The sequence below is a fragment of the Enterobacter sp. RHBSTW-00175 genome, assembly GCF_013927005.1.
GTDB lineage: Bacteria > Pseudomonadota > Gammaproteobacteria > Enterobacterales > Enterobacteriaceae > Enterobacter.
Window position 1 is genome coordinate 349,607 of the sequence record NZ_CP055930.1, and the last position, 24,305, is coordinate 373,911.

General features: G+C 50.5%; 31 protein-coding genes. 12 read left to right on the plus strand and 19 right to left on the minus strand.

The window, feature by feature from the left end:
- Positions 1 to 89: 89 nt before the first annotated feature.
- From HV107_RS01645 to HV107_RS01710, 14 genes are all read right to left on the minus strand, one after another.
- Complete coding sequence (locus HV107_RS01645) at positions 90 to 470, minus strand: DUF2570 domain-containing protein (RefSeq protein ID WP_182061804.1); 381 nt, start codon at positions 468 to 470, stop codon at positions 90 to 92.
- Between the two features lie 15 nt (positions 471 to 485).
- Positions 486 to 926, minus strand: coding sequence for a lysozyme (locus HV107_RS01650; RefSeq protein ID WP_182061805.1), 441 nt, complete (start codon positions 924 to 926; stop codon positions 486 to 488).
- Positions 913 to 1,254, minus strand: coding sequence for a phage holin, lambda family (locus HV107_RS01655; RefSeq protein ID WP_014071190.1), 342 nt, complete (start codon positions 1,252 to 1,254; stop codon positions 913 to 915). Before HV107_RS01655 ends, HV107_RS01650 begins: the two co-directional genes overlap by 14 nt.
- Before the next feature lie 1,082 nt (positions 1,255 to 2,336).
- Positions 2,337 to 3,167: an antitermination protein gene (locus HV107_RS01660; RefSeq protein ID WP_182061806.1), complete on the minus strand. Its 831-nt coding sequence runs from the start codon at positions 3,165 to 3,167 to the stop codon at positions 2,337 to 2,339.
- A 12-nt stretch (positions 3,168 to 3,179) separates the two neighbouring features.
- On the minus strand, positions 3,180 to 4,169 hold the full coding sequence (locus HV107_RS01665) for a DUF968 domain-containing protein (RefSeq protein ID WP_182061807.1): 990 nt from the start codon (positions 4,167 to 4,169) through the stop codon (positions 3,180 to 3,182).
- 7 nt (positions 4,170 to 4,176) lie between these two features.
- Complete coding sequence (locus tag HV107_RS01670; RefSeq protein ID WP_023330784.1) at positions 4,177 to 4,971, minus strand: KilA-N domain-containing protein; 795 nt, start codon at positions 4,969 to 4,971, stop codon at positions 4,177 to 4,179.
- A gap of 70 nt (positions 4,972 to 5,041) precedes the next feature.
- A complete protein-coding gene (locus tag HV107_RS01675) occupies positions 5,042 to 5,449 on the minus strand; it encodes a RusA family crossover junction endodeoxyribonuclease (RefSeq protein WP_182063441.1) in 408 nt (135 codons plus the stop codon).
- Positions 5,449 to 5,667, minus strand: coding sequence for a hypothetical protein (locus tag HV107_RS01680; RefSeq protein ID WP_182061808.1), 219 nt, complete (start codon positions 5,665 to 5,667; stop codon positions 5,449 to 5,451). Before HV107_RS01680 ends, HV107_RS01675 begins: the two co-directional genes overlap by 1 nt.
- Complete coding sequence (locus tag HV107_RS01685; RefSeq protein ID WP_182061809.1) at positions 5,664 to 6,323, minus strand: MT-A70 family methyltransferase; 660 nt, start codon at positions 6,321 to 6,323, stop codon at positions 5,664 to 5,666. Before HV107_RS01685 ends, HV107_RS01680 begins: the two co-directional genes overlap by 4 nt.
- The gene (locus HV107_RS01690) at positions 6,323 to 6,757 is read right to left on the minus strand and encodes a PerC family transcriptional regulator (protein WP_259349697.1); all 435 of its coding nucleotides are present in this window, start codon (positions 6,755 to 6,757) and stop codon (positions 6,323 to 6,325) included. The genes HV107_RS01685 and HV107_RS01690 overlap by 1 nt, the downstream gene beginning before the upstream one ends.
- Positions 6,758 to 6,762: 5 nt before the next feature.
- Positions 6,763 to 7,680, minus strand: a complete 918-nt coding sequence (locus HV107_RS01695) for a conserved phage C-terminal domain-containing protein (protein WP_182061811.1) — start codon at positions 7,678 to 7,680, stop codon at positions 6,763 to 6,765.
- Positions 7,670 to 7,849 (minus strand): DUF4222 domain-containing protein, encoded by a 180-nt coding sequence (locus HV107_RS01700; RefSeq protein WP_182061812.1) that lies wholly within the window; start codon positions 7,847 to 7,849, stop codon positions 7,670 to 7,672. The genes HV107_RS01695 and HV107_RS01700 overlap by 11 nt, the downstream gene beginning before the upstream one ends.
- A 240-nt stretch (positions 7,850 to 8,089) precedes the next feature.
- On the minus strand, positions 8,090 to 8,560 hold the full coding sequence (locus HV107_RS01705; RefSeq protein WP_182061813.1) for a YmfL family putative regulatory protein: 471 nt from the start codon (positions 8,558 to 8,560) through the stop codon (positions 8,090 to 8,092).
- Positions 8,561 to 8,585: 25 nt separating this feature from the next.
- On the minus strand, positions 8,586 to 8,828 hold the full coding sequence (locus HV107_RS01710) for a YdaS family helix-turn-helix protein (protein WP_182061814.1): 243 nt from the start codon (positions 8,826 to 8,828) through the stop codon (positions 8,586 to 8,588).
- A gap of 139 nt (positions 8,829 to 8,967) precedes the next feature.
- On the opposite strand from HV107_RS01710, the gene HV107_RS01715 reads away from it, so the two are divergent.
- Positions 8,968 to 9,654, plus strand: coding sequence for a helix-turn-helix transcriptional regulator (locus HV107_RS01715; protein ID WP_182061815.1), 687 nt, complete (start codon positions 8,968 to 8,970; stop codon positions 9,652 to 9,654).
- Here the strand turns inward: HV107_RS01715 and HV107_RS01720 are convergent.
- Positions 9,640 to 10,527: a BRCT domain-containing protein gene (locus HV107_RS01720; RefSeq protein ID WP_182061816.1), complete on the minus strand. Its 888-nt coding sequence runs from the start codon at positions 10,525 to 10,527 to the stop codon at positions 9,640 to 9,642. The genes HV107_RS01715 and HV107_RS01720 overlap by 15 nt on opposite strands.
- Positions 10,528 to 11,383: 856 nt before the next feature.
- On the opposite strand from HV107_RS01720, the gene HV107_RS01725 reads away from it, so the two are divergent.
- The 9 genes from HV107_RS01725 to HV107_RS01765 all read left to right on the plus strand — a co-directional run bounded on the left by HV107_RS01725 (position 11,384) and on the right by HV107_RS01765 (position 16,993).
- Positions 11,384 to 11,905, plus strand: coding sequence for a hypothetical protein (locus HV107_RS01725; protein WP_259349672.1), 522 nt, complete (start codon positions 11,384 to 11,386; stop codon positions 11,903 to 11,905).
- On the plus strand, positions 11,898 to 12,920 hold the full coding sequence (locus HV107_RS01730; RefSeq protein WP_182061817.1) for a chromosome partitioning protein ParB: 1,023 nt from the start codon (positions 11,898 to 11,900) through the stop codon (positions 12,918 to 12,920). Before HV107_RS01725 ends, HV107_RS01730 begins: the two co-directional genes overlap by 8 nt.
- Before the next feature lie 91 nt (positions 12,921 to 13,011).
- Positions 13,012 to 13,545 (plus strand): ead/Ea22-like family protein, encoded by a 534-nt coding sequence (locus HV107_RS27170; RefSeq protein WP_409050280.1) that lies wholly within the window; start codon positions 13,012 to 13,014, stop codon positions 13,543 to 13,545.
- Entirely contained in the window at positions 13,542 to 13,739 is a 198-nt protein-coding gene (locus HV107_RS01740; RefSeq protein ID WP_182061818.1) for a hypothetical protein, read from the plus strand. The genes HV107_RS27170 and HV107_RS01740 overlap by 4 nt, the downstream gene beginning before the upstream one ends.
- Entirely contained in the window at positions 13,736 to 14,251 is a 516-nt protein-coding gene (locus HV107_RS01745) for an ead/Ea22-like family protein (protein WP_182061819.1), read from the plus strand. Before HV107_RS01740 ends, HV107_RS01745 begins: the two co-directional genes overlap by 4 nt.
- Before the next feature lies 1 nt (position 14,252).
- Complete coding sequence (locus HV107_RS01750; protein WP_182061820.1) at positions 14,253 to 14,489, plus strand: hypothetical protein; 237 nt, start codon at positions 14,253 to 14,255, stop codon at positions 14,487 to 14,489.
- A complete protein-coding gene (locus HV107_RS27175) occupies positions 14,486 to 15,145 on the plus strand; it encodes a DUF551 domain-containing protein (protein ID WP_259349674.1) in 660 nt (219 codons plus the stop codon). Before HV107_RS01750 ends, HV107_RS27175 begins: the two co-directional genes overlap by 4 nt.
- Before the next feature lie 458 nt (positions 15,146 to 15,603).
- Positions 15,604 to 15,813, plus strand: a complete 210-nt coding sequence (locus HV107_RS01760) for a hypothetical protein (protein ID WP_182061821.1) — start codon at positions 15,604 to 15,606, stop codon at positions 15,811 to 15,813.
- A gap of 1 nt (position 15,814) precedes the next feature.
- Positions 15,815 to 16,993, plus strand: a complete 1,179-nt coding sequence (locus tag HV107_RS01765; RefSeq protein ID WP_182061822.1) for a phage integrase Arm DNA-binding domain-containing protein — start codon at positions 15,815 to 15,817, stop codon at positions 16,991 to 16,993.
- 214 nt (positions 16,994 to 17,207) lie between these two features.
- On the opposite strand, the gene HV107_RS01770 is transcribed toward HV107_RS01765, so the two are convergent.
- Both HV107_RS01770 and HV107_RS01775 read right to left on the minus strand, forming a co-directional pair.
- Positions 17,208 to 18,395: an MFS transporter gene (locus HV107_RS01770; protein WP_182061823.1), complete on the minus strand. Its 1,188-nt coding sequence runs from the start codon at positions 18,393 to 18,395 to the stop codon at positions 17,208 to 17,210.
- 138 nt (positions 18,396 to 18,533) lie between these two features.
- A complete protein-coding gene (locus tag HV107_RS01775; protein WP_014071065.1) occupies positions 18,534 to 18,794 on the minus strand; it encodes a DUF2534 family protein in 261 nt (86 codons plus the stop codon).
- Between the two features lie 204 nt (positions 18,795 to 18,998).
- On the opposite strand from HV107_RS01775, the gene eco reads away from it, so the two are divergent.
- Complete coding sequence (eco, locus tag HV107_RS01780; RefSeq protein WP_182061824.1) at positions 18,999 to 19,508, plus strand: serine protease inhibitor ecotin; 510 nt, start codon at positions 18,999 to 19,001, stop codon at positions 19,506 to 19,508.
- A gap of 135 nt (positions 19,509 to 19,643) precedes the next feature.
- Here eco and mqo read toward each other — a convergent pair whose 3' ends face one another.
- The gene (gene mqo, locus HV107_RS01785) at positions 19,644 to 21,293 is read right to left on the minus strand and encodes a malate dehydrogenase (quinone) (RefSeq protein ID WP_182061825.1); all 1,650 of its coding nucleotides are present in this window, start codon (positions 21,291 to 21,293) and stop codon (positions 19,644 to 19,646) included.
- Positions 21,294 to 21,481: 188 nt separating this feature from the next.
- Here mqo and HV107_RS01790 point away from each other — a divergent pair, with 188 nt between their 5' ends.
- The gene (locus HV107_RS01790) at positions 21,482 to 22,777 is read left to right on the plus strand and encodes a SulP family inorganic anion transporter (RefSeq protein ID WP_182061826.1); all 1,296 of its coding nucleotides are present in this window, start codon (positions 21,482 to 21,484) and stop codon (positions 22,775 to 22,777) included.
- On the opposite strand, the gene mgtE is transcribed toward HV107_RS01790, so the two are convergent.
- Positions 22,740 to 24,176, minus strand: coding sequence for a magnesium transporter (gene mgtE / locus HV107_RS01795; RefSeq protein ID WP_182061827.1), 1,437 nt, complete (start codon positions 24,174 to 24,176; stop codon positions 22,740 to 22,742). The two genes, HV107_RS01790 and mgtE, sit on opposite strands and share 38 nt — an antisense overlap.
- Between the last annotated feature and the right edge of the window lie 129 nt (positions 24,177 to 24,305).

Sequence of the window (24,305 nt, forward strand, 5' to 3'; positions counted from 1 at the left end):
GCGCCGTATAGAGCTGAGCGTTTAACTCCAGACTTGCTTGCCAAGTGAACGGAACCGCCATTCCGGGGATCGGCGTCTCTGCGGTCAGGTCAGGGCTTATTGGTACTACCGGAGCCGGGACGTAAACTGTCTGCGTATTCCCGCAGGCTGTCAGCAGCGGCAGCAGGAACAAGCTGGTTAGCGCACGGGTCGCCTTCAAGCGCCTGCCTGATGTAGACAATGCGCGTTTCGCCTTTCTGGGCCAGTTCGTTCTTAGCATTCTGGGTAGCCTTTGAGATGTCACGGATGAGGTTCATCGCGGTGATAACGTTATTGGTGATGGCTTCGGATGTATTGGCGCGAACAACAGCCTTATCGCGCTGGTCTTTGTATGTGATGGCATTGTTGCGATAAATGTTGCTCTGTACAAACAAGGCGGCAACCAATCCGAGAAGGATCGCAATAGTGATTGTCACTGTTTTATCAATCATTTGCTTACCCACCAATCACGACAGGAACAGGGTGCGCTCTGCCTCACGCCGCCGGGTCAGCCCTTTCAGGGCTTTGCCACCAGCTTTATTCCAGCTCATGAACTCAGCGGCAGCGCCAGTGTAATCACCGGCGTTGAGCTTGCGCAGCAGTGTTGAGGTCGACAATGAGCGAGCGCCAAGGTTATACGTGAACGACACCAGGGCATCGAATTGCCCCTGAGTCATACCGACTTTAACCAGGCGAGACACGTCGCTTTCATAACTTACCAGTCCGGTCTTCAGCAGGCGTTCTGCCGTCTCCTGCTTAATGGTCATTCCGGCGCGGATTGGTTTCCCATCTACAGGCTGAGTCCAGCCATAGCCGATCGTCCAGACGCCTACGCTGTCCTGGTAGGCGGTGAGTTTGCAGCCTTCGAACTCTTTGATCAGGGCAATGCCTTTATCACTGGTTTGCATCGCCACCTCCGAATCGAGAACTAAACACCCTGCCAGCTACAGCTTTAACCTGTTCAACACCAACAAAGCCCAGAGCGCCGCCGATAGCAATCGACAGAGACTGCGGAAGGTTAAAGTAATCAAGAGCTGATACAGCTGTAAGAGTTAGCGCTCCACAAATAGAGCCTTCCAGAATCATTTTCTTCCAGCCACCACCGCCGTAGGCAATCCTCATGGCAGCCATGACTACCGATAGCAAGACAGCACCCATCGGCGTTTCACCACGCCACCAACTGTGGAGCAGTTCGATAAACTCCGTCCAGGAGTGGGGATCGTTATGCATTTTCATCGTCTCTCACCTCGCTGCTTGCGGGTGCTGTGTGAAGGAATAAAAAAAGCCCGCGTTTAAGGGCGGGCTATATGGTTAGACTATCAATTAAGGTAGGAGCAAGAACGACTGACTATCCAGAGTGGTACTGTATCGGCAGATCCACTATTGGTTCAGGAGAACCATTAGACAGGTAGAGTCGACTCACGACTAAAGCATAGCGGCAATTGGAAAATTAGGGCAAAAAAAAACCTGCTGTTTATGGCTGGCTCTCAAGGGGTGGAAAGCATTATTAATATTTATACTTTGTGGTGCCGGGTGCCTCCCGGTGACTCTACCCCATGTCAGTAAAATCGCGCGCATACCTGCAAATAACAGTCGACTGGAACGCCCTTTCGCTTAGAAAGGATTCACCACATTCATAATCTATGTTTGATTCATAATCTGAGTCAATGGCAATTTAACAGGAGGCTGACCAAAAAAGACGCCTGTCCGGGTAAACAGGCCGAAGTTTATTCACAACAGGAATTGTTATAGTTAAGTGGCGCCGGGTGCCTCCCGGTGGACTCTCCAGTCACGAAGTCCGCGATCTCGTTTACGATTCTCATCAGAGAAACTTTGACTGTGCGCCCCGCCGCATAGGGGGATTCACCACGAGAGCAATTTACCTGTGATTCATAAATATCGTCAATCTACCAAACGACAGGGGTTGATATTTTTTAACTTTATTAATTAAATTTTTTACTTTTGAGATTGTCATTTCAATTGTAAGGGGCTACATTCCTGCCGCTGGTTTTCACAGCCACAGACAGAAAAACGTGAAAACCGTTGAGCGGGGAATGCGATGTCGTTCCCCGTTTTTTTTGCATTGCGCAACGGCAACCGAGATGAATGTTAAGCCCCCTCTAATTGCCGTGAGTCCTCTCAGAACGAGGGGAAACAAAAAAGGCCACCCATAGAAACAACAAAACCCCGCCGTAGCGAGGTTTTTTATATTTTCTTTCTAACTGTGGACATACAAAGCCCATCGTTAGATAGAAATTAACACAGATTCGGGAAAAGTAAATAGCTAGCGATAAAATCGCAGTCTATTTTTTAAAACACTATCTTGTTATTGCTTTAAGTTGTGAATCTGCCCAAGCCTCTTCAACATCGAATTTGATGATCAGTTGGTCATAGAACGGTTTCACTGACTTCTTCCAGGTATCGAGGCTGATAGCATCAGTGATTTGGCAAACAGCTGAATGTGCAACTGTCGATGGTATGCGTTCATAACCACGCCCACCACAGCGTTTACAGTCAGCAAGAACTGGCACACCCTGTTTCTCTGACAGCTCCTGATTCACCGCTTTACCGCGCCCGTGGCAGTCATTGCAGGCGCAACTGATCACCTTCTTTCCTTTGCAATGATGACAGAGAACGCGGGTTACCTCTTTAACATCTCGTCTGTTCTGGTACTGAGATGGATAAACCTTCAACCCCCACTCTTTTGATTTTTTGACGATCTCTTTTGCACAAGACGGGGTGTAAGTTTTCATGCTGAAAACATCGACTTCAATGAACCCCTCACCATCGCAACAATCACACTTTTTCGTGCTGGCGGCGCTGCGCGAGTAATCTTCAAAAGCGAAGGTAGCCAACTGTCGAATTACCAGCGGTTTTATACCTGCTTCCAGTTTACGCAACGCAGGAACATTATCGCATTTTGTCATGGCGTACTCAGAGAGAAGCTCGATCGCTCTCTCCCTGTCATTATTGCTGATGCCCAGCTTTCCAAGAAAAGCAGAAAAGCCGAATGATGCTCGACTTTGTGACATTCCCTGTGCAGCCATTACATCGGTGACCGTCAATGCATCGCTGCTTGTTGCAGGGCTGTCATCACTAAGTTTTGGTGATTTAGGTGAATAGAATTTTGGTAGTGATTCAATATTCATGAGCGTCTCCACTTACGCCAGTACGCCGATTGCCAGCGCACGATCTAAAACCCGAAACACCAGCGTCAACTGGTCGCCGTGCTTCGCTTCAAATGCCACAGGATCAGCGTGCAACTCATCGTGATGCGCTCTGCACAGCGGTATCACAAACAGGTCGTGCGCTTTTGTACCCATTCCACCCTGCCCGTGGCCAATCAGGTGGTGGGGGTCGTCTGCCGGGTTATTACAGCAACTGCACTGCTGTGACTTTACCCAGCGGGTGTACTTCTCATTCACCCAGCGGCGGCGCTTTGGCCTCAGCATAAAAGACTCTGGCGTTTCGGGGTCAACCTTCACAGCCACGATCTTCTTTGCTTTTTCCTGGAGGATTTCAGTTGCCGGTAATGATGGGGTGATATCGCTTTCCCGCATTATCGAGCTGAACGATTCAGGCTTCATCCTGAGGGCTTTAGTCGCTACCGATTCAGGAATGAGGTCAGCCAGATCATTTCGTACCATCCACCAGCAGAACTCTGGAAGTGTCAGGGTATGGTAAGAGTTAAAACCCAACTCAATATTCACCCTTTCGAGTAGCCATTCTACCAGGTTCTGTCTGGCAATTCCCGCCAGCCTTTCAGTAGTTTGCTCACGTAATTGATTATCACAGCCCCAGCAAAGACGGATGCTGCCGGGTGCGTGACGCATAACAGTGAAGTCACTGGAGTGCCAGTCGTTATGTTCCCACTGGCATTCAAACTTTCGTTCCAGCCAGCTATCAAGACCATTCAGGCCGCCAGCACGCTGAATAACCCTCTCGTTCTCAAAAATTGCCTGCATACTGGCGTCATCTGCCAGCGGTTGATCTGCTTCAGGGATAAGGCCTGATGGCAAATGCTGGATTGCTTCTGATGGCGTCTCAATAACCACCCTTCCATGACGAAACAGCCAGAGCAACTCATTACCAGGGCGGAACAGAACCACCCCGGACATTGGTGCAACTTCAGGTGTCAGTAATGCTCTCACTGTTACCTCAGGCTACGATGTCAATTATTTTAAGAAGCTCCGCAAACTTCGACTCAAAAAAATGAGGCTGAGTTTCTCGTGGGTTTGCAGGACTGGTGATGTTCTTGCCGTACATGCAGCCTTTAGCAGTAAGTGACCAGAACTTTTTAACACCGTTCACACCAGAACGACTGTTTCGCTCTTTTTGTTCCACAATCCCAAAGCGGGACATCATGTGATAAACCTGATTGGCGGTGATGCGGATGTTTTTTGCTTTAAGCAAAGCGCTGAGTGATTGGGTAGGACGGCTGGACCCATCCTGCGCACCGGCAGGTGCATCGATCGCGTAATGCGGCATCAGATCTGGAAGACCAGCTACCTGCTGGAGTTTTTGATAAGCACCGAGTCTTGAAGAGTTTGAGAGGTTCAGCATTTTCGCCGCCGATTCAAGCAGGATCACGCCAGCCTGAATTTTGTCGGATGTCGGCGCATTGGATGCAGGATTCTGTACGGCATCGAACGTTCTGATGACTTTGAGGTTAAATTTCGGGCTGATCCACATTGCATAGGAATAAACCAACTCCTTGCAAACGAATGTCCCCTGATTAACGCCACCAGTAAGGGTGACCAACGGGGCCGCTCCTGTAATTCCAGGAGCGCTCGAAATTTCAGCGATGAGTTCTTGCGTTTGGGTAAGACAGGACCAGTTGGAAGGCTGGTGACGTTTTTCACCTCCCGCCGCACGATGCAAATCATTCAGGCAGTAACGACCATCAAAATCACGGCGTACGGAAACGCCATCAATTACGAATAACTGATTCATGTGTTTCTCCACTTGTTGTAGTGCGAGCGGGTCTGCACTCCCGCTTCGCTGACACTTTTTAATCTAACACTCATTCGCGCACCAATGCATTGCTATTTTGCCTACCATTTTCGACATAGCTGGTGATCGTTATTTCAACCCTCCCACCAGGCACCTGCGATGCCCACTCCACCAGCATTCGTTTAACCTGACTGTCATCCTCCCAGATACCAGCATGTGTCAGTGCATCAAAAAGCGCCTTGTTGTAATTGTCGATATCACGGCGGCGGGCATCTGGTGGATAGAGAACAATCTCAACCGCTGCTGGTGATGAAGATGGTTTGGGCAGGCGGCGCAATTGTTCAATAATCGCAGCGCAAGCAGCGCTCTGGAATGCCCTTCCCTTTGCGCTGATGAGATGTTGACCTTTGAGTGGGCCGCTATTCGGAGAGCGCCAGTATGTGTTTACGCTCGGTGGGAACGGGAGAACCAGTTTCATCATGACTCCACTCCATATCGCCCGTTCAGGCGGCCAATGACACTGACAAACTTCACGAACGACACGCCAAGAGGCTTCACCTTTGCATAGTGCTTGCTCAGCAATGGCTTGCTCACGCTGTCGAATTTAGGCTTTGGCTTAACCTTCATGGCCGATTTAATTGCATCGCTACAGCGCTTTGCTTCAGCCTGAATTGCGTTCTCAGTTGCCTGGTTCATGCTGCACGCTCCTGGGGCTTAATAACCGGAATCACAGCGCCGGGGACAAGTTCAACAGCAGCAGACTCGGTCTGATTTCCCCAGTGGTCCCAGCCAGGCGCACCGCAACGGCTGAATAACTCAATGCGTGGCACATCACCGTAAAGTTTTTCCAGACGGAAACGCGCCTCTGCTGGCTTCTCGCTATGTTCACCAAGTGGGCTGTAGATAACCTGTTTCACGCTGGCGTTCTTGCGCTCAAGGCCATTACCTCTGGTGGCAATCAACATGTCTTCGGTATTGGCGCGGGTGTAGTTACCGCCATTCATGCGGGTCTGCGCATTCAGCAAGTCGAGGAAGTCGTAAAAGTCCTCCACTCCACCAGCCTGAAGCGCTTTGTTGATGTGTTGCTCTGCAAGCTGGTTTAACTTCACCCAGGTAAAGCCCTTCATGGTTCGAACCTTAAAGCCCCATGCTTCTGCCAGTTCGATGGCTTCGCGGGTATGTGTACCGGTGAACCACATAGCCAGAACGGCATCATCAGCGGCCAGTTCCCATACAGGCAGGCGCTTCATGTCGATGAGCTTCATCGTGCCGTAGTGGTTGGTAGCTGCGCCGTTGCTGATGGTGTTCCCGTATTCCCAGGCAGGATCAGCATAAATCAGTGAGTATTTCATCAGTGGCCCCCGTTAAACTGGCCAGCCAGATACCATTCACTCTGGCTCTTTGCCTGCTTCACTTTTTTCAGGCACTGCTGGCGCTGTTTCAGGCTGCGTTCCCGCAGGGTCATTACCTTTGAACGTTTAAAAATATCCATCCAGAGGGTTGCAGCGCGGCGATAAAGACCGCCGTTCTGAAGTTCCTCTGCACGTTTCACCAGCTCATCAAGGCCCTTATCCACCGGCTGCTTGTTGGTGCTGGCTACCACTTCGGAATTCACCGCGTAATAACGGCACTCTTTCCCCTTAAATTCACGTGTCAGGAAATTCAGGTCGTGAAGGCGGCATACAGCACGCTGTGCAGACTCCACATTGAAATCAGCAAACTGTTCTGCAATATCGCGGCTGGTTAACCCAGGGTTAGCGGCAATGAATATCTCAAGTGCTTTCATCAGGCTCACTGAGCACCTCCAGATACACGGAAACCAGAATTTCCAGGGACTTCGTATTTTTTGTCCTGGAATGACTCGACAAATACGCCGGTACTCTTCTTAGCGCGTAGCTCATCCCATTTGTCACGGGCTGGTTTACCGCTCTTTTGCCAGCGGGTTGCAACCTGTAGATAGCCTGGGAAGTTTCCGGGAATGAAAAGGGTTTTTGGACGCATGTACTGGTAATCCTTCGTCCCGTTCCAGTGCTCGTGCTTGTAATCGACCACCAGCATGAGTTCTTCCGGAGTGAAGCCCTCGCGAAGTCTTGCGCGGATGTTATCCAGCGACGCAGAGCAATTCTGGAAACGAGAACCGCTCACCTGGTTGAGATGTTTCAGTACTGATTTTGAATTGTCAGTCAGCAAAACTTCAGGATCAGTCTTTTTGCCAGAACTCACATCGTCGGGTTGCGGGGCAACCTGACAAGAAGGTTTTTTATCTGATGGATCAGTAGTTGATTTTACTGACGGATCCCCACCAGATTCTGACGGGTCAAAACTGCCGTTATTGCTGTTTTTTGATGCCTCAAATTTTGACGGGTCGGATTTTGATGCATCAGATTTTGATGCGTCAGATTCTGACAGGTGAGAAAAGGCAAACTCACGAAGCTTACTGACGTTCAGTTGGTAAACATTCGAGGCATTTCTGTTTCCCTTACGGCGCTGCTGGCGAGTCAGCCAGCCATCTTTCTCAAGCTGGCCTATGGCCGTGCGAACGGTGCTCTCACCCGCACCAATCTGACGAGCAATAGTTGCGATAGAAGGCCAACTAACGCCCTCATCACTGCTGAAGTCTGCCAGACGCGCCATGATAGCAACGCTGGACAACTTCATTCCTGAAGAAGCGCAAGCGTCCCAAACGTAACCGGTTAATTTAGTGCTCATGGTCGTCCTTTAACTCTGTAAACTTACGCTGGAATTGTTCAAGAGGGCTGAAGCACTCATGATCGTACCCTTCGCGAAGGTATATAACGCGTCGAGTCTCGGGCTCCCATCTGATGACGTGGACTGTGATACCTCTGTGGTCTTTGAACCGCCGGTCAACTTCAGCCATTCTTCACGCCCCTTCTCGTTCATCAGAGAAAATGTCTCTACCATCGCTCTGTCAGGCTGGTAGTTGTTCACTTCACCCTGGTCGTTTAATCTCTCCACATAGCCGAACGGGGAGTCTTTCCCCACCAGCGGAAGGCATCGGAATTGCTTAGCTGGTCTGAATCGGTTTAAACTGTTCATGCGTTAGTTTCTCCACTGAATACGACACGCCACGACGCCCGGAGCTGCACACTCGCGGGCGTCACTTCTTTTGGCTTTTCTTACGGCTAAACAGCGCGACAATCGCGCGGATTTCTTCTTCACGCGCAGCCAGGTGACGGCGGTGATGCTCGTGAATCTCTTCAGCTTCATGAGGCTCAATCACTCCATCTTCGAGAGCTTTCTGGATAATCTGATCAACCTGTCCACGCGCTGCCGCAGTTCTCATTGCGCGGGTAAACAGGTCAACGCGGTCCAGGTCTTCCAGTTGCGGAATGTCCACCAGCAAAGCGCCGCGACGCTGGGCAAAGTAATCAGCCAGGAGAGACGTGTTTGAAATGTCTTCCATCGCTTCCAGCTCGTTCACTTCGAAGAATCGGCAGCCGTTCTTTTCGTAGAGGTTGTTGTTGAACTGAGTTACTGACATGCCAAGAGCACCAGCCATCGCCTCACGGCCTCCTGGGTACGCTTTGCACATCGCTTTCACTACTTCTTTCCGGCTTGGCTCTACCATGTTGATTTCCCTTTTGTAGTTACTTTCACATTGCTGAATTTGTAGACTCATGGAAAACATCAGGTCGCAGCCGTTCTTTAGTTACCCCAGTAGCACGCTCAATAAACTGTGATTGCTTAACTGGTGGTCTTTTCTCGCGATGTAACCAATTCCAAACCTGCTGTTGCTTAACTGTTCGACCTGATATTTCGGTAAGCTTGCGAGCAAGTTCAGATTGGCTACCAGCGGCATTGATTGCCTCAGTCAAGGCCTCCTGCACTGGCGTCATGGTCTTCTCCTGTCATTAATGGGTGGTAAAGTTGTTAATCGATAGCATTATACAACCTTCACAACTTTTATCACAACTTTTAGGTGTTGGAAAGCTAAAACATAAAGTTGTAATCTCGCCTTATACAGGGGGGAAAGTTGTGAATACACTTGCTGAAAGATTGAAAGCCGCGCGGGAAAAGTTGGGCATGAGCCAAGCTCAGCTTGCAGACCAGGTTGGTCTGTCCCAGCAATCGGTCGCAAAAATTGAGAATGGTGATACTCTCCAGCCAAGAAAGATCAAAGAGATAGCTAAGATTCTTGAGGTATCGCAGAAATGGTTGATGCTTGGGGTTGAAGAGAATGGGAAGCTGTCTAATTTTGTAATCGAAGAAGCTGAGGAAGCTAGGCTCGATCCATCGGTATTTGCGGATATCCCAGTACTGGATATTGAGCTTTCAGCCGGAAATGGATGTGAAGCAGAGATTATTGAAAGCGTAGTGGACTCTTTCCCACTTCGAAGAATTGACCTTAGAAAATCTGGTGTCAGCCCATCCAATGCGAGAATTGTTCAGATTTGGGGTAATAGTCTTCTACCCGTTCTAAACAATGGAGACTATGTTGCGGTTGATATGTCTCAATCACGACCAATTAGGGATGGGGATCTTTATGCAATTAGAGATGGCGTTCTTCTAAGAGTTAAAGTTTTGATTAACCAGCCTGATGGCGGACTCATCCTGAGAAGTTTCAATAAAGAAGAGTACCCGGATGAAGTACTCAACTTTGATGAACGAAGAGCAAGAATTCACGTTATAGGACGGGTATTTTGGTCCTCACGGTCTTGGTAATGCGTCAAAAAGCATTTCTTCTGATATCACTTTAAGGCCAACGCCTTCGTTGTCTCTATAAGAAATTGCTTTCTCAATTTTTCGTCCGTGGCTGGAGAATCTCCAGTCGCGAGAAGATAAGGTTCCAATTACCAAGTAATCAATTTTTTTAGTAACTGTGTTTGAAATCAGTCCGTTGCTGCGCTTCAAAATATCCTCTACATGGCTTCTTTTACCTGCCATGAATACTCCTGTCAGGCAAAATACTTTACCTTCAAGATCAATGTCAGCATCACTATCTACAGGAAGCTTTGTTGATAGACCATCGACAACTCCGCTTTCTAGATCGCAGCCAGTAAAATCTACCAATGCTTTGTGCAACGTCTGGCTTTCCTCGGTAGTGATTACACCATCTTTGAGAATTTCTTTTACCAGCGTATATAGTTCTTTGCCTGGATAGTTACTCTTTAGAGTCCCGTTTTGAGTTAACCACCAATCCAAATATCTAACCTCTTCTTCAGACAGCGCTTTGTCTGATATAAGTCCTTTGCAAAGCCCATTGAGCAAATGCAGGTCCGATTCTTTCGAGAAGAAGTCCACCTCTGGGATATCAAGTATGTCCCTTTGGATATCCAGTAGATGTTGTTTAAGTTCCTGCCTCTCTTCCTCAGTTACTGCGCCGTCAGACAGTATTTTTGATACGCGCGAACTTAGCCCTTTAATGACACCATTTTGAATAATTTCTCCGGCCTCTAATAGCCATGTGTCTAGGTAAAGAATCTCTTCATCCCTAACCACTCCATCTGAAAGAATCCCATCAATGATGCTGATTAAGTTGTTGAAAAGTTTGTCTCGGTTTTGTGTGTAGTTAAATACGTAGAGCTTATCTTCCATACAGCCTCCTTTTTATTTACATCCTTGCATTGCTACAAAATTCAATCAAACCACATAAAGTTGTTGACACATAAGATTCCCACAACTAAATTACACCTTAAAGTTGTTATGAGTTACACCATTCAACAACTTTTCAGTACGGTATATGGCACATGTGCCGCAGCGGTCCGGGGATTCCTTGCAAGACATATCCAGATCCAGCGGGTAGCCGGAATGTGCAAGCCAGGCGCGTACGACAGCCAGAAGCGTTTCACCAGCGTGGCGATTAGGAGTGACACCTCGGAAGAGACGAGGATGCAACGATGAGAGCACTATCTGTGAATAAGCACATCGACCCGCAGCGCGGACGTGATGCCCAACCGATAGCTGTTAGAAGCATCATTTAGTGCTCTCAACGTTGTGGTTATGCGGCTATGCGCACGTGACGAAGCCAAACTCATTCAACTTTTTAATGAATGCGCTCTTGATAGTGTGACGTCGCTGGTAATGGCTTAACCGGCAGGTGGAGGCACCACCGCCACAACCTCTAACCCTGTAACTTGTAATGATGTGCTGTGTGTAGTCTTGGCGGTGGCAGTGCTTTGTTTGTTTTCCTTGCTGACCACCGCATTTTTTCACAACTGAAAGCGCGTTCGGAATTTTTCTTGAGAGGCCGCAGTCGTTAAATCAACTCAGGAGAACGCGCTCCCAATTGTGGAGAAACTAACTGGCGGTTGCAGCCGCCCGTTTCACTAAGCGTCCTGGTTGGGTGCTTACTAAAACGAAACCCTTTTATTTTTTGTCGCCATCTTGCGAGGGATTCGTGCAACCAAAATTCAGCGCTGTGCAGATCGCTTATAACACGGAGAAACTATCCATGACGAACACACAGAACGTCACAGAGTTACAACCACGCATGACCAGGGAACAACTGATCGACGCGGCACGTACAGCAGCGAAGTTCCTGCCAGTTGCATCAGCTCAGCTTATGAATGAGCTTGCCAACCGTCTCGACATCACCAGTGTGGCGCTGTGCGAATCCATGCATCAACGCTCCGCTCTTGCCATTGAAAACACTGTCCTTCGCGATGACGTAACTTGCTGGGCTAAAGAGTGTGACCGCATCGTCGAGCGTCACACCAAGAAGCATACCAATATGCATCAACTGGAAGCTCAGCGAGAGCTGCGCGAACTGACGCCTGTTACTGACTATGTGATTAAGGAGTTTAAATCGAACGCCGTTGATGAACTGGCCATCCTGTACCGCAAGTTTGCCGATGAAAAAGGATGTTCAGTGAACATGCAATGCAGTTACAGACTAACTGCCGAACGAGCAGAAAGTTATGCCTCATACATTCGCAGCGAAGATAAAACTGATGAGGCTGCTATCAATGGCTAATTCATTCAAACAGATGACCCGTGACGGAAGCATTAAGCGTACCGACACCGGGATGTTTATCGCCCTGTCCGATATCCATGTGCGTGAAGGCTTCAACAAACGTGAAGACGACGAGCGCACCCGCCAGGCTGATGATGAACTGTTTAACTACCTGATGAATGGTGGTTCCGTTCCTCCACTAGAAGTTATCGCCCGTGATGAAGGTGGTGTCTGGGTTGTTGAAGGCCACCGCCGCCGCCGTTGCTATGCGCGTTGTGCTGAAGCTGGTAAGCCGGTAGACCGAATCCACATCATGCCGTTCAACGGTAGCGATGTTCAGCGTCTGGCCCGCATCATGACCAGTAACAACCAGCTTCCTCTCTCCGATATGGAACAGGCAGCGGTTATTCAGGAGCTGCATAACGCTTTCAACCAGACCACCAGCGAGATTGCGAAGCTGGTTAATAAGTCCGTAGCCACCGTCGAGAAGTTGTTACTCCTCAGTACAGCAAACCATGACGTGCAGCAGGAAGTTAAATCCGGTGCAGTGTCTGTTGATGTTGCTGTTGACCGCGTTCGTGAGTATGGCGAACAGGCCGGTGAAGTTCTCCAGCATGACAAAGCTGTAGCTGCTGCCCAGGGCAAAACGAAAGTTACCCGCAGCTCTATCGCTCCAGAACTCAGCATCAAGAACGCGCGCCGTTTCGTCGAGCTGATGGCCCAGGCTGCAATCAGTGATGAAGGTGTTTTCACTCTTGAAGGTACGGCACTGGCAGAAGCTCTGTCGATTATCGACGAGCACAAAGCGATCACTGATGCCCGTGAAACCTACCGCCTGTCACAGCCAATACCTTCCGCTGAAGTTCGTGGGAAAACTCTTCACGTCAGCCTAGGCGGTGTTGAAATCGGTACAGCTCAAATCTATCGCGGAAAAAACGTAACCCTTAATGGTGTCGTAACTAGCCAGTCAAAGGCTGTGGCCCACTTTGTTAAGCAGCACAAACTGCAACAGGAGAATAGTCATGACAGCCAATAAACCAATGACCGGCGAGCAACTGGATGAACTGATGACTGTTGCAGTCAACATGCAGCGCGACAGTGAAAAAGCAGGTGACCGCCCCGCCGCTATGTTCGCGTATGCAGTTCAAGTTGCTGTTCTGGAGCTACGTAAGGTTCGTGATGATGCGGCAGCTCTGGCTGCGGAGAGTGCGGGGCTGAAGGATTTTGTCAAACCCTGTTTCCGTGCTGCGGCTGATGGCGCATCACTTGACGGTGCTGATATTCAGGAGCTTGGCGAACGTCTTGGCTTGTTTGGACGGGAAGCCTATCAACCTGCACTGCACGGTTACATCTGTGGCCATGAGGCTGGAGAAGACACCGTCTACGTCATGAAGAAAACCCCGGCGACCTCCGCTTTCCTGGCTGAAGTGCGTGCGCAGGCTCACAAGGAAGGCGCTCACTTTGTTGCTAACCGGATGCTGGCTGCATGGGATGCAGGATTTATCGATGACACGGCGAAGAACGCGGCAGACATCGCACGGATGATTCTCACATCTACAGAGTTTATGGCTGATGCGCCGGAGGGGGATTTCGATCGCTCGTTCGCTGATGGCGTACTCGAAGACATCGCCGCCCAGCTTCGCAAAGGAGTGCAGTCATGAGCGAAATCACTAAAGCGCTGAACTATGACCCGACTGACCCGGACAAGATGCGCCTGCCAAAGGGCGAGAGCTGCGGTAACTTCCATCACATCCGGCGCTGTAAATTTCTGTGTGGGCATACAGAAACGGATACCTATTGCGACTGGTCGCCATCGCGCTTCATCCCGGTACGGACAGAAGGAGCCGCCCAATGAACAACATCGACAAACGCGCATTACGCGAGGCGGCGGAGAAGGCTACGCCTGGTCGCATCGGAGACAGAATTGATGGCAGTGGCAGTATCAAATATCAGTGCTTCGGTAACGATGGCTCTTTGGTTCTGCAAACCGACCATAAAAATATGGAGTACGGATTCATTGGTGGAAATAGTGAAGCTGATGAGTTGTTCTTCAGGTTGTGTGACCCCGCCACAGTGCTGGCGCTGCTGGATGAGCTGGAAGCATCTCAGGCCAAAAATTCGCGCGTCGCTGGCGGTATTGAAGCGGCAATTAAGTTACAGGAGCGCGCTGAGGTAGCGGAGAAGCTGATTGCTGAGCTGGAGGCGCGGGAGGTGAAGTTGCCTGAGTTGAAAATGCTAAGTGATTATCTTGCTGAAGTAACCATGCGTGAACGCGAAGATATTCTGGTTGGTGTTCGCCTGGAATTCCATCGCGCCCTTAAAGAAGGTGGTATCAAAATCGCCGCCAGCAGCCCTAAAGGAGAGTGATATGGCTCGTTACATCGCAGTTATTCACGGGTGGCACGTCAGTAGCAATGGGTTTGATGTGCATGAACTAGGCGCGAAAGACAAAGTTGAAGCTCACAACGAAGCTGTTCTGCTTACACATCAGCGGGAAAGTACCTTCGACAAATGCGCATTCACTGTGATCGAGATTGCTGACCACGAAAGATTGCCACGCAAGTTAACTCTCCGCGAACGCCTGACAGGGAGGACTAACCCATGAGCACTATTACCAAAAAATGGCTTTCGCAGAAAATCGCAGCAATGGAAGCTGCCCGCAATGAAATCCCGTTCGGCCTGGACGAAGACGACAGCAACACGCTGGCAGCGCTGCGTATAGCGCTGGCATCGCTCGAAGCGGAGGCTGTAGCTGATGTTGTTGCATGGTCTTCGCCAAACGAAGAGAGAACCTGTGATGTCCGCCTGCGCCGTCATGATATCAAGCCTGGTCCGCTATATACCGCCCCTCCAGCGCCGGTATCTGTGCCTGATGGCGTGCTTAAAAGCCTCTTACCGGATGCTGAGAAGTCCGAGTTCTGGTTTGAGCATAATGGAAAAATCTTGTTTGAAGGTGTGAAGTTTAACAATGCTGTGTTTGACGCCTGCCGCGCCGCCATGCTTCAGGGTGCCGAATCTGTAAGTAATCGTGATGAGTTGTCAGATGGCTGGGTGGCTTGCAGTGAGAGGATGCCTACGCCAAAACAATATGTTCTGGTCTGCAATGACGTGTGGGTTGGTATGGGTATGCATAACGACTCTGAGCACCTTGAAGATGATGAGCGTTGGCAGGATGAGCACCATGAATTTATCGACCTTCTTCACCATCCAGTCACTTACTGGATGCCACTGCCAGCAGCACCGCAGCAGGAGGTGAAGTGATGCCTCCTGTCAAAGTAGTAATAATCACTCTGGTGCTGATCGTTATTGCAAGATTCATGAGCGGTGAGATGGGGGCGATTTGGTGATGGATAACCCATTCGACGTAATCATGTTTGCTCTGCTGACAGGTGGAGCGCTCCATGAGTTGGGGTGGCCATGGTGAGCAAACTCAAAAAGCGGCGTTCGCGCCGCCTTCAAGCAAACGTAGCCTGGTGGAAAGCTGAGGCGCAGGAGTGGCAGCAAATCGCTATGGAACACGCAGCGGAAATCGACAGGCTCAAGAAACTGGTTATCCGCGTGCCGATGCCGGTTCTGATGCCTAAGGAAATGGTCCACCAGCTCTACCGAACTGAAACAAAGAGATGTCTCACATGCAATGATGGACTCCGTGGTGGGTGTTCATCGTGTGTGTTCTATAAATAAATACCGGGTGCAGCCGGTTAAGTGGGGAAATGACCATGGCCAAGTTAATGAAGGCGAGTCAGTGGAAAAAACGAGAGTTTGAAGCAGGCTCATTACCAGATAACAGAACTATCAAGCGCTGGATAGAAAACGGTAAACTTCAAGGCCGTATAGTTGATGGCGCGATCCTTGTCAGTTCCTCCGAAAAGTGGGGAGTTGATTCAATGGTCAGTGAGATGGTTCGTCGGTTAATTCAAGAGGATTAACATGGCCGCAAGACCACGCAAAAGGGAGAACAGAAATCTCCCTGACTTCCTGCTTTTCGATAAAGCTACGGGCCAGTACCGATTTACGCTCATAACCGGTAAGCGTAAAAGCATTGGTACTGACCGTGTTATGGCCATAGCCATAGCAAAAGAGTACAACCTGAGAATGCGACCAGAGACAGCGCCATCTGTTGAGAGCTTAATTCGGGACTCTGGCGGCTATAATGGTGAAGCTAAACCGTTTGCACAGCATGTCGACCGAATAATGTCTCGCGCTATTGCAGATGAAAATCCATCACAAAGCACCCTTGAAGACTGGCGCAATGATGCGATCAGGGTGAAAGAGTATTTCGTTGATATTCCTGCCTGTGACATTGAACTTGAGCATGTTAACCAGTTTATTAACCGGTATCACTCCGAATCGTCTGCTAACGTTCAGAACCGCAAGGTCAGCTTTTTAAAAAAACTATTCTCTTATGCAGTAGACGAATCGTTAATGATGGATAACCCGGCAAGCCGGAAAAAAATGCGCCGGGTTGAAGAGAAAAAACGTAAGCGCCTACCGTTTGATATTTTTATTGCCATTAGAAATGCAGCGGAACCATGGTTAAGAACAGCAATGGATCTGGCTCTTCAAACAACACATGCACGCCTCGAAGTTTCCAGAATTAAATATTCAATTAAGGAACCTAAAAACGGTGTGTGTGGTTGTGTATGGTTTGAACAACCTGAAAATAATATTTATGGAACGTTATATATTCACCGGCAGAAGGTGCAGAGGAAAGAGGCATCACACGTAGCGATCCCTATTGGAGAAGAGTTGAAGAGGATTATTGATGAAAGCAGGGATAGCGTTGCAAGCCCTTACGTTGTGCACCGTATACCAGAGAGAAATAACAAGCGGAGTAAAGAAGTTTCGCACCCTACCCAGGTAGCTCCAGATTATCTCAGCCGTTCGTTCTCTGCCCTGCGTGACAAGCTTGGGTTATGCGGACATCTACCAATGGATGAACGGCCTACATTTCACGAGATAAGGGCTCTTGCTGCTCACTTGTTTGATAGCCAGGGCATTGATCCTCAGGGCAGGATGGCACACAGTGACGCTAAATCAACAAAGATATATACCAGCAACCATATCGACTGGGTTATGGTTCCCCATGGGGAGATCAAGGCGGGGTAAGGGATGGTGAAACTACCCCTTAACTCATTGATGTATATAGAGCGCAAAATGCATAAAAGACACTGTTTGTTTATACAGTCAAATAAGCTGTAAGCCAGACACCACGCGGCTTTAGAGTAATTTAAACTGGTGTCATGGGGTGTCGGGGGTCGGAGGTTCAAATCCTCTCGTGCCGACCAAAAATCCCTGAAAACCAGCCATATGGCTGGTTTTTTTATTGCACTTCATCCGGCATTCTAATCAGGTAACAGAGCGTCAGCAGACAGATAACCGCCCCGGTATAAAACGTATATTCCGCGCCCCACGTTTCCCAGATAACCCCGGCCACCACACTGGCAATCAATAATCCGACGCCACTGATCATGCTGAAAATACCGTAAGCCGTGCCGCGCAAATCCGCGGGTGCCGTTTTCGCAATCATTGCCGCAAGCAGTCCCTGGGTCATTCCCATATGCACGCCCCAGAGCGCAACACCCAGAATAATGCCTGTCCAGTGGGTCGTGAACGCCAGCACAATATCCGCTGCGATTAATACCACCAGCCCCCACTGCAACAGGCGGGTATGACTCATCGCATCGGATAATTTGCCAAACGGATAGGCAGAAAGGAAATAGAGCAGGTTCATGGCAACCATGACCAGCGGGATCAGAGCTAGCGGTACGCCCGACTGCTGCGCCCGAAGCACCAGAAATGCTTCACTGAAACGCGCAAGGGTGAAGACAGCCCCTAAACCGATGACCCACCAGCACCCTTTACCCAGCCGCTTAAGATTCTCTTTTTTTACCGGATTGCTCCGTTTGTGCTCAACCGGCGTTTTTGGCTCATGCAGTCCAAAAAACAGCAGCGCGACAGCGAGCACGCCGGGGATCACCGCGACCCAGAAAATAGTGCGGAAGTCATTATTCCACAGCAGCATTAACCCTACTGCGATCAAAGGCCCGAGAAAAGCGCCGACGGTGTCCATTGACTGACGCAGGCCAAACGCTGCACCGCGCAGTTCGGGTGGCGTAACATCCGCGACTAACGCATCTCGCGGTGCACCGCGTATCCCCTTCCCCACGCGGTCGATTAATCGCGCACCTAAAATCATGCCGGACGACGAGGCTATCGCAAACAACGGTTTACTTAACGCCCCCAGCCCATAACCCAGCACTGCTAGTCCTTTTCTTTTACCGATGTAATCACTGATCGCCCCGGAAAAGATTTTGATAAACAACGCGGTGGCTTCTGCCAGTCCTTCAATCAGGCCGATAAAAATCACGCTGGCCCCAAGCGTAGTCACCATAAACAGCGGCAACAGGCTATGGATAATTTCTGATGAGATGTCCATCAGCATACTGACACCGCCCACCACCCAGACTCCCTTTGGGATCCGGCTAAGCGTTGCAAACCGGGATAGCATTAACGTCTCCTGCTTTCTGTTGAACAATCATGCGGTCGAAACAGAGCATCATAGAAATGAGAATAAATATCGTTAATGAAAATAATGACATAAAAAAAGCCAACCCGAAGGATGGCTTTAGTATAGCAATATGGGGACTTAATGCTTTTCGCGGTCACCCAGGAAATAGATCCCCAACGGGATGGCGAGCAGAACGGTAAACACCAGGCTGTAAACGCAGATCATCGCTGATTGCAGCACATACATGCTGGTCGTCCACTCGGAAAGTGGGATGTTATACTGCTCGATAACACCGACAATGGTTGCCCGCCCAACGCCTGCGGCAGCAATCATAAACACAACGAGCAGTGCCAGTAAAAACTTCCGGCCTTCAGGTGTTTTCAGTTTTGCGCGAACCATGTCTCTCTTTCCTTTACAGATGAACAACATTATTTAGCGCTAACACTAACACGATCTCCAGCCTGACTCCATGACAGAATTAACAACCACCAAAACTCTTAAAATGCAGTTTATTGCACTAAAACAAATTAAAATATAAGTAAATACGTCCAACCATTCACTAACGTTATGCTAATCTGGACAGGATCGTTTTGACATAAAGGAATGACTGTGAAAAACGCACCTAAATTTGCCATTGCCCTCATCGCCGCAGCGTGCGTCAGCACCAGCGCTTTTGCCAGTGAAACCTCAAAAGAGCAGCCTCTGGAAAAAGTCGCGCCTTATCCGCAAGCGGAAAAAGGCATGAAGCGTCAGGTGATCCAATTACCGGTTCAGCAGGATGAAGCAAATTTCAAAGTGGAACTGTTGATTGGGCAGACCCTGGAAGTGGACTGCAACCAGCATCGCCTGGGCGGTCAACTGGAAAGTAAAACCCTGGAAGGCTGGGGTTACGACTACTACGTCTTTGATAAAGTCACCTCTCCGGTATCGACCATGATGGCCTGCCCGGACGGTAAAAAAGAGAAGAAATTTGTGACCGCGTATCTGGGTGATAACAGTCTGCTGCGCTACAACAGCAAGCTGCCCATTGTGGTCTATACGCCTGAAAACATCGACGTGAAATATCGGGTGTGGAAGGCAGATGAGACTATCGGACAAGCGGTAGTACGTTAAAAATAAGTCGGGTGACAGCTTCGCCTTACCCGACCTGGAAAGGGTGCGCTCTGGTGCCCTCACCCCACCCCTCTCCCACCGGGAGAGGGAGAAAACACTAAAAACGGTAACGTCTGTTACCGTTTTGCTTTTACCTTACAGCGCGATATCCGCAACCGGTTTGTTTTCCGCCTGAGGCTTCAGCTCTGCCTTCGGCGCCGCTTCAGCAGCCTGTGGCTTAACATATTGCAGTTGCAGAACGTGGCTGGTGTACTCCAGCTCTTGCTCCGTTGCTGCCACGTTACCGTTCAGCTTTGTACCGTAAGACGGGATAATGGTTTTCAGCTTCGCCTGCCATTCCGGGCTGGCTACTTTATCTTTAAACACTTTTTCCATCAGATGCAGCATGATTGGTGCAGCGGTGGACGCTCCCGGTGACGCGCCCAGCAGGGCCGCGATGGTGCCGTCTTTATCGCTCACCACTTCAGTACCCAGACGCAGCACACCGCCCTCTTTTGGATCGCGCTTGATGATCTGCACGCGCTGACCCGCCTGCCACAGACGCCAGTCTTCTTTCTTCGCCTGCGGATAGTACTCTTTCAGCGCCGCGAAACGATCGTCGTCAGAAAGCATGACCTGGCTAATCAGGTATTTCACCAGATCAAAGTTATCCAGACCCACGTCGACCATCGGTTTGAAGTTGGAGGTAGTGGTCGCGCTCAGCAGATCGAACAGAGAACCGTTTTTCAGGAATTTGGTAGAGAAGGTCGCGAATGGCCCGAACAGCACGACGCGCTTACCGTCAAGAATACGGGTATCGATGTGCGGAACGGACATCGGCGGCGCCCCTACAGAAGCCTGACCGTACACTTTCGCCAGATGACGGTTCACCACTTCCGGGTTATCCGACACCAGGAACTGCCCGCCTACCGGGAAGCCAGCATAGTCGTCAGCTTCAGGAATGCCTGATTCCTGAAGCAATTTCAGCGCTGCACCGCCCGCACCGATAAAGACAAACTTCGCTTTAATTACATGTTCAGCGTCGTTGTTTTTCAGATCGGCAACCGTCACGCTCCAGCTGTTATCCGCATTGCGCTTGAAGCCGCGCACTTCGGTGCTCAGTTGCAGTTTGAAGTTCTCTTTTTTCTTCAGAGAGCCCACCAGCTGGCGGGTAATTTCGCCGTAGTTGACGTCCGTACCAATTTCAGTGCGGGTGGCGGCCACTTTCTGATTTGGATCACGACCTTCCATCACCAGCGGAGCCCACTCTTTAATCTGCGCGTGGTCTTCTGAGTACTTCATACCGCGGAACAGCGTGCTCTGCTGTAAGGCCGCGTAACGCGCGCGCAGGAAGTTGACGTTCTGATCGCCCCACACAAAGCTCATGTGCGGCACGGTATTGATGAAGGCGTGCGGATCGTGCATCACACCGCTGTTTACCTGGTGTGACCAGAACTGGCGGGAGATCTGGAACGCTTCGTTGATCTCTACCGCCTTCTCGATACTAATGGAACCGTCCTTTTTCTGCGGTGTGTAGTTCAGTTCCATGAGTGCCGAGTGCCCGGTGCCGGCGTTGTTCCAGCCGTTAGAGCTCTCCTGAGCCACACCATCAAGACGTTCGACCATGGTCATCGACCAGTCCGGCTCTAATTCTTGCAGATAGGTTCCCAGCGTGGCGCTCATGATGCCACCACCAATTAAAAGGACGTCCGTTTCCTGCTCTTTTGGCGCGGCAGCGTTAGCCACCATCGAGACGCTATTCAGCCCCATAGCCAGAGAAAAGAGCATGGCAGTCATTTTTTTCATAATTTATGCCTTAGATTAATAGTGCTTTATGCGTGGAAATTGCAGGTGAAAAAAGCTGCGGGGGGAACGGTAACAACTTTTAAATATTGTTTAAAGGTTACGAAATTATTGTAATTGTGAAATTTAATGATGGATTGTTTGTAGGGGATTGGGGGTTCAACTGGCAAAACGCTGTTTTTCTGGCTACTATGCTGCACTTTGTGATCGCGCGCACGGAAGCCTGCCCTAACCTGCGAATTGTTATGTCATTACCACACTCTTCTCTGCCCGATGAGGGCCGCATTGCTGTTGTGCTGCGATCCCCGACGCTCTTCATCCGTGAAACACTGGCCGGGGTGATTACCGCGCTGGCACTGACCCCTGAAGTCATCTCCTTCTCCGTGGTTGCGGGCGTTGACCCGAAAGTCAGCCTGATCGCCTCTGTGGTGCTTTGTCTTGTACTCTCGGTACTCGGTGGTCGCCCGGCCATGGTCACGGCTGCGGCGGGCTCAGTGGCGCTGGTTATCGGCCCGATGGTGCACCAGCACGGCGTACAGTACATTTTGCCTGCGGTGATTATGGCGGGGGTGATTCAGATCCTGTTTGGCGCACTCGGGATGGCGCGGTTGATGCGTTTCATACCGCAGTCGGTGATGACCGGGTTCGTTAACGCGCTCGGGATTTTGATTTTCTTTGCTCAGGTGCCCCATTTCTGGAGCAGAAGCCCGCTAATTGTTGGCCTGTTCGTGCTGACGCTGCTGATTGTACTGTGGGTTCCGCGCTATATAAAAAGCATTCCCTCTCCGCTAATTGCCATTGTGGTATTAACCCTGTTCACGGTGACCACCGGACAAATCCTGCCTACCGTAGGTGATGAAGGCTCGATGAGTGGCGGTCTTCCCGGGCTGACTCAGTTACTTGTCCCCCTGAATCTGGAAACCCTGAGCATTATCTGGCCCTGTGCGTTAAGTATCGCGTTTGTCGGCCTGCTGGAATCATTGCTGACGGCAAAACTGGTGGATGAACTGACGGTTACGCCATCGGACAAGCGCCGCGAAAGCATTGGTCTGGGCATCGGTAATATCATGGCCGGTCTTTACGGGGGCATTGCCGGTTGTGCCATGATTGGGCAAACCATCGTCAACGTGGAGATGGGTAAAGGCCGTAGCCGCATTTCGACCCTCGCTGCAGGCATTGTGCTGCTGGTGCTGGTCACCGCGCTGAGCGAAGTGATGGCCAACATCCCGATGGCAGTTCTGGCCGGGATTATGGCGATTGTCGCCATCAAAACCTTCAGCTGGCACAGCATTCAGCCTGCGACGGTGAAAGGGGCACCCATCGCAGAAACGGTGGTGATGCTGGTCACCGTAGCCGCGACGGTATCGACCGGTAATCTGGCCATTGGCGTGCTCGGCGGGATTATTGTAATGGCGATCCTCCCTGGGCGTATTAAGCGCAGGCACGAACTTACATCAGAAAAATCGTCGCCAGCCCAAGAAAAATAAAGAAACCGCCGGTATCGGTAATGGCGGTGATCATCACGCTCGACCCCACCGCGGGGTCGCGCCCAAGCCTGGTCATCGTCATTGGGATAATCACCCCCATCATGGCGGCCATCAGCAGGTTAAGCACCATCGCCAGCATCATCACACCGCCTAGTGCCATATCGCTGTACAGCCACCATGTTATCCCTCCCATGATCCCGCCCCATACCAGGCCGTTAATCAGTGCCACCCCCATTTCCCTGAAGATGAGGAACGCGAAGTTACCGGGCTGAATGTTTTCCAGCGCCAGAGCGCGAACAATCATAGTAATGGTCTGGTTTCCGGTGTTCCCGCCAATCCCGGCGACGATAGGCATCAGAGAGGCCAGCGCCACCAGTTGCGAAATCGTGTGTTCAAAGCCATCAATCACGCGGGAGGCAATGAACGCGGTACAGAGGTTAATGGCAAGCCATGCCCAGCGCGTTTTAACGGCTTTTCCCACCGAGGCGTGTACGTCATCTTCCGCACTCAACCCCCCGAGAGCACGCAGGTCGTTATCGGTTTCTTCGTAAACCACGTCAACAATCTCATCGACGGTCAGACGCCCCATCAGTTTGCCCACGGAATCCACCACCGCCGCACTGACCAGGTCGTCACGTTCGAAGGTTCGTGCCGCTTTTTCGGCGTCATCTTCAGGTGAGAAGACCATTGGCTCGGTTTCCATCACCTCACTCACCCGCCGCTGCGCACTGTTCAGCAGAATGGTTTTCAGCTCAAGCTCACCCAGCAGGGTTTTATCACGCGAGGTCACAAACAGCTTATCGGTGTTGTCCGGCATCTTGCCCAGGCGGCGCAGATAGCGCTGCACCGCCCCAAGCGTCACGTCCGGGCGTACCGTGATGACGCCAAACTCCATAATCGCGCCGACGCTGTTTTTCTCGTAATGCATCACCTGGCGTACACGGGCACGCTCATCGGCTGGCAGTGACGCCAGCAGTCGGCCGGTCAAATTTCGCGGCAGGTGCTGAACAAGGTAAATCTGCTCGTCGATATCCAGGGTCTGCACCGCATCAAGAATATCCCGGTCACTCATCTCATCAATGAGGTCATCCCAGACGTTTTCGGAAGCTTCCAGTAATACCTGACCACGTTCGTGATCCTCAACCAGACGCCACAGTGCGTGACGCTCTTCGGATGGGAGAGCTTCAAGAGTATCCGCCAGGTCAGGCGGCGGAAGATGAGCAACCAGCGCACCTACCTCAGCAATATCGTCGGATAAGGTGCCGACATCATATTGCTCAGCCAGGGTCAGTTTGCCTAATAACGCTGAAGTGACCGCTTTATCGGTCGTGAGAAGCCAGATGAGCCGCGCACGCTCCTGGTCGCGCAGCCTTGCGCTGTTTTTGTTTATTACCGACATCAATCATTAATCCATGAAATGAGATGACATCAAGCATAGCGCGGGGATATGTAAATAAGAATAAACAACGGGACGGGATGGGCAAAAAAGCAGCGAGGAAATATAAAAAGTAGGCCGGGTAATGCGAAG

What these genes read in the sequence shown, in the direction of transcription:
- HV107_RS01645 (WP_182061804.1), bottom strand. Translation starts at nt 470, where the DNA reads ATGATTGATAAAACAGTGACAATCACTATTGCGATCCTTCTCGGATTG.
- HV107_RS01650 (WP_182061805.1), bottom strand. Translation starts at nt 926, where the DNA reads ATGCAAACCAGTGATAAAGGCATTGCCCTGATCAAAGAGTTCGAAGGC.
- HV107_RS01655 (WP_014071190.1), bottom strand. Translation starts at nt 1,254, where the DNA reads ATGAAAATGCATAACGATCCCCACTCCTGGACGGAGTTTATCGAACTG.
- HV107_RS01660 (WP_182061806.1), bottom strand. Translation starts at nt 3,167, where the DNA reads ATGAATATTGAATCACTACCAAAATTCTATTCACCTAAATCACCAAAA.
- HV107_RS01670 (WP_023330784.1), bottom strand. Translation starts at nt 4,971, where the DNA reads ATGAATCAGTTATTCGTAATTGATGGCGTTTCCGTACGCCGTGATTTT.
- HV107_RS01675 (WP_182063441.1), bottom strand. Translation starts at nt 5,449, where the DNA reads ATGAAACTGGTTCTCCCGTTCCCACCGAGCGTAAACACATACTGGCGC.
- HV107_RS01680 (WP_182061808.1), bottom strand. Translation starts at nt 5,667, where the DNA reads ATGAACCAGGCAACTGAGAACGCAATTCAGGCTGAAGCAAAGCGCTGT.
- HV107_RS01685 (WP_182061809.1), bottom strand. Translation starts at nt 6,323, where the DNA reads ATGAAATACTCACTGATTTATGCTGATCCTGCCTGGGAATACGGGAAC.
- HV107_RS01690 (WP_259349697.1), bottom strand. Translation starts at nt 6,757, where the DNA reads ATGAAAGCACTTGAGATATTCATTGCCGCTAACCCTGGGTTAACCAGC.
- HV107_RS01695 (WP_182061811.1), bottom strand. Translation starts at nt 7,680, where the DNA reads ATGAGCACTAAATTAACCGGTTACGTTTGGGACGCTTGCGCTTCTTCA.
- HV107_RS01700 (WP_182061812.1), bottom strand. Translation starts at nt 7,849, where the DNA reads ATGGCTGAAGTTGACCGGCGGTTCAAAGACCACAGAGGTATCACAGTC.
- HV107_RS01705 (WP_182061813.1), bottom strand. Translation starts at nt 8,560, where the DNA reads ATGGTAGAGCCAAGCCGGAAAGAAGTAGTGAAAGCGATGTGCAAAGCG.
- HV107_RS01710 (WP_182061814.1), bottom strand. Translation starts at nt 8,828, where the DNA reads ATGACGCCAGTGCAGGAGGCCTTGACTGAGGCAATCAATGCCGCTGGT.
- HV107_RS01720 (WP_182061816.1), bottom strand. Translation starts at nt 10,527, where the DNA reads ATGGAAGATAAGCTCTACGTATTTAACTACACACAAAACCGAGACAAA.
- HV107_RS01725 (WP_259349672.1), top strand. Translation starts at nt 11,384, where the DNA reads ATGACGAACACACAGAACGTCACAGAGTTACAACCACGCATGACCAGG.
- HV107_RS01730 (WP_182061817.1), top strand. Translation starts at nt 11,898, where the DNA reads ATGGCTAATTCATTCAAACAGATGACCCGTGACGGAAGCATTAAGCGT.
- HV107_RS27170 (WP_409050280.1), top strand. Translation starts at nt 13,012, where the DNA reads ATGTTCGCGTATGCAGTTCAAGTTGCTGTTCTGGAGCTACGTAAGGTT.
- HV107_RS01740 (WP_182061818.1), top strand. Translation starts at nt 13,542, where the DNA reads ATGAGCGAAATCACTAAAGCGCTGAACTATGACCCGACTGACCCGGAC.
- HV107_RS01745 (WP_182061819.1), top strand. Translation starts at nt 13,736, where the DNA reads ATGAACAACATCGACAAACGCGCATTACGCGAGGCGGCGGAGAAGGCT.
- HV107_RS01750 (WP_182061820.1), top strand. Translation starts at nt 14,253, where the DNA reads ATGGCTCGTTACATCGCAGTTATTCACGGGTGGCACGTCAGTAGCAAT.
- HV107_RS27175 (WP_259349674.1), top strand. Translation starts at nt 14,486, where the DNA reads ATGAGCACTATTACCAAAAAATGGCTTTCGCAGAAAATCGCAGCAATG.
- HV107_RS01760 (WP_182061821.1), top strand. Translation starts at nt 15,604, where the DNA reads ATGGCCAAGTTAATGAAGGCGAGTCAGTGGAAAAAACGAGAGTTTGAA.
- HV107_RS01765 (WP_182061822.1), top strand. Translation starts at nt 15,815, where the DNA reads ATGGCCGCAAGACCACGCAAAAGGGAGAACAGAAATCTCCCTGACTTC.
- HV107_RS01770 (WP_182061823.1), bottom strand. Translation starts at nt 18,395, where the DNA reads ATGCTATCCCGGTTTGCAACGCTTAGCCGGATCCCAAAGGGAGTCTGG.
- HV107_RS01775 (WP_014071065.1), bottom strand. Translation starts at nt 18,794, where the DNA reads ATGGTTCGCGCAAAACTGAAAACACCTGAAGGCCGGAAGTTTTTACTG.
- eco (WP_182061824.1), top strand. Translation starts at nt 18,999, where the DNA reads ATGACTGTGAAAAACGCACCTAAATTTGCCATTGCCCTCATCGCCGCA.
- mqo (WP_182061825.1), bottom strand. Translation starts at nt 21,293, where the DNA reads ATGAAAAAAATGACTGCCATGCTCTTTTCTCTGGCTATGGGGCTGAAT.
- HV107_RS01790 (WP_182061826.1), top strand. Translation starts at nt 21,482, where the DNA reads ATGCTGCACTTTGTGATCGCGCGCACGGAAGCCTGCCCTAACCTGCGA.
- mgtE (WP_182061827.1), bottom strand. Translation starts at nt 24,176, where the DNA reads ATGTCGGTAATAAACAAAAACAGCGCAAGGCTGCGCGACCAGGAGCGT.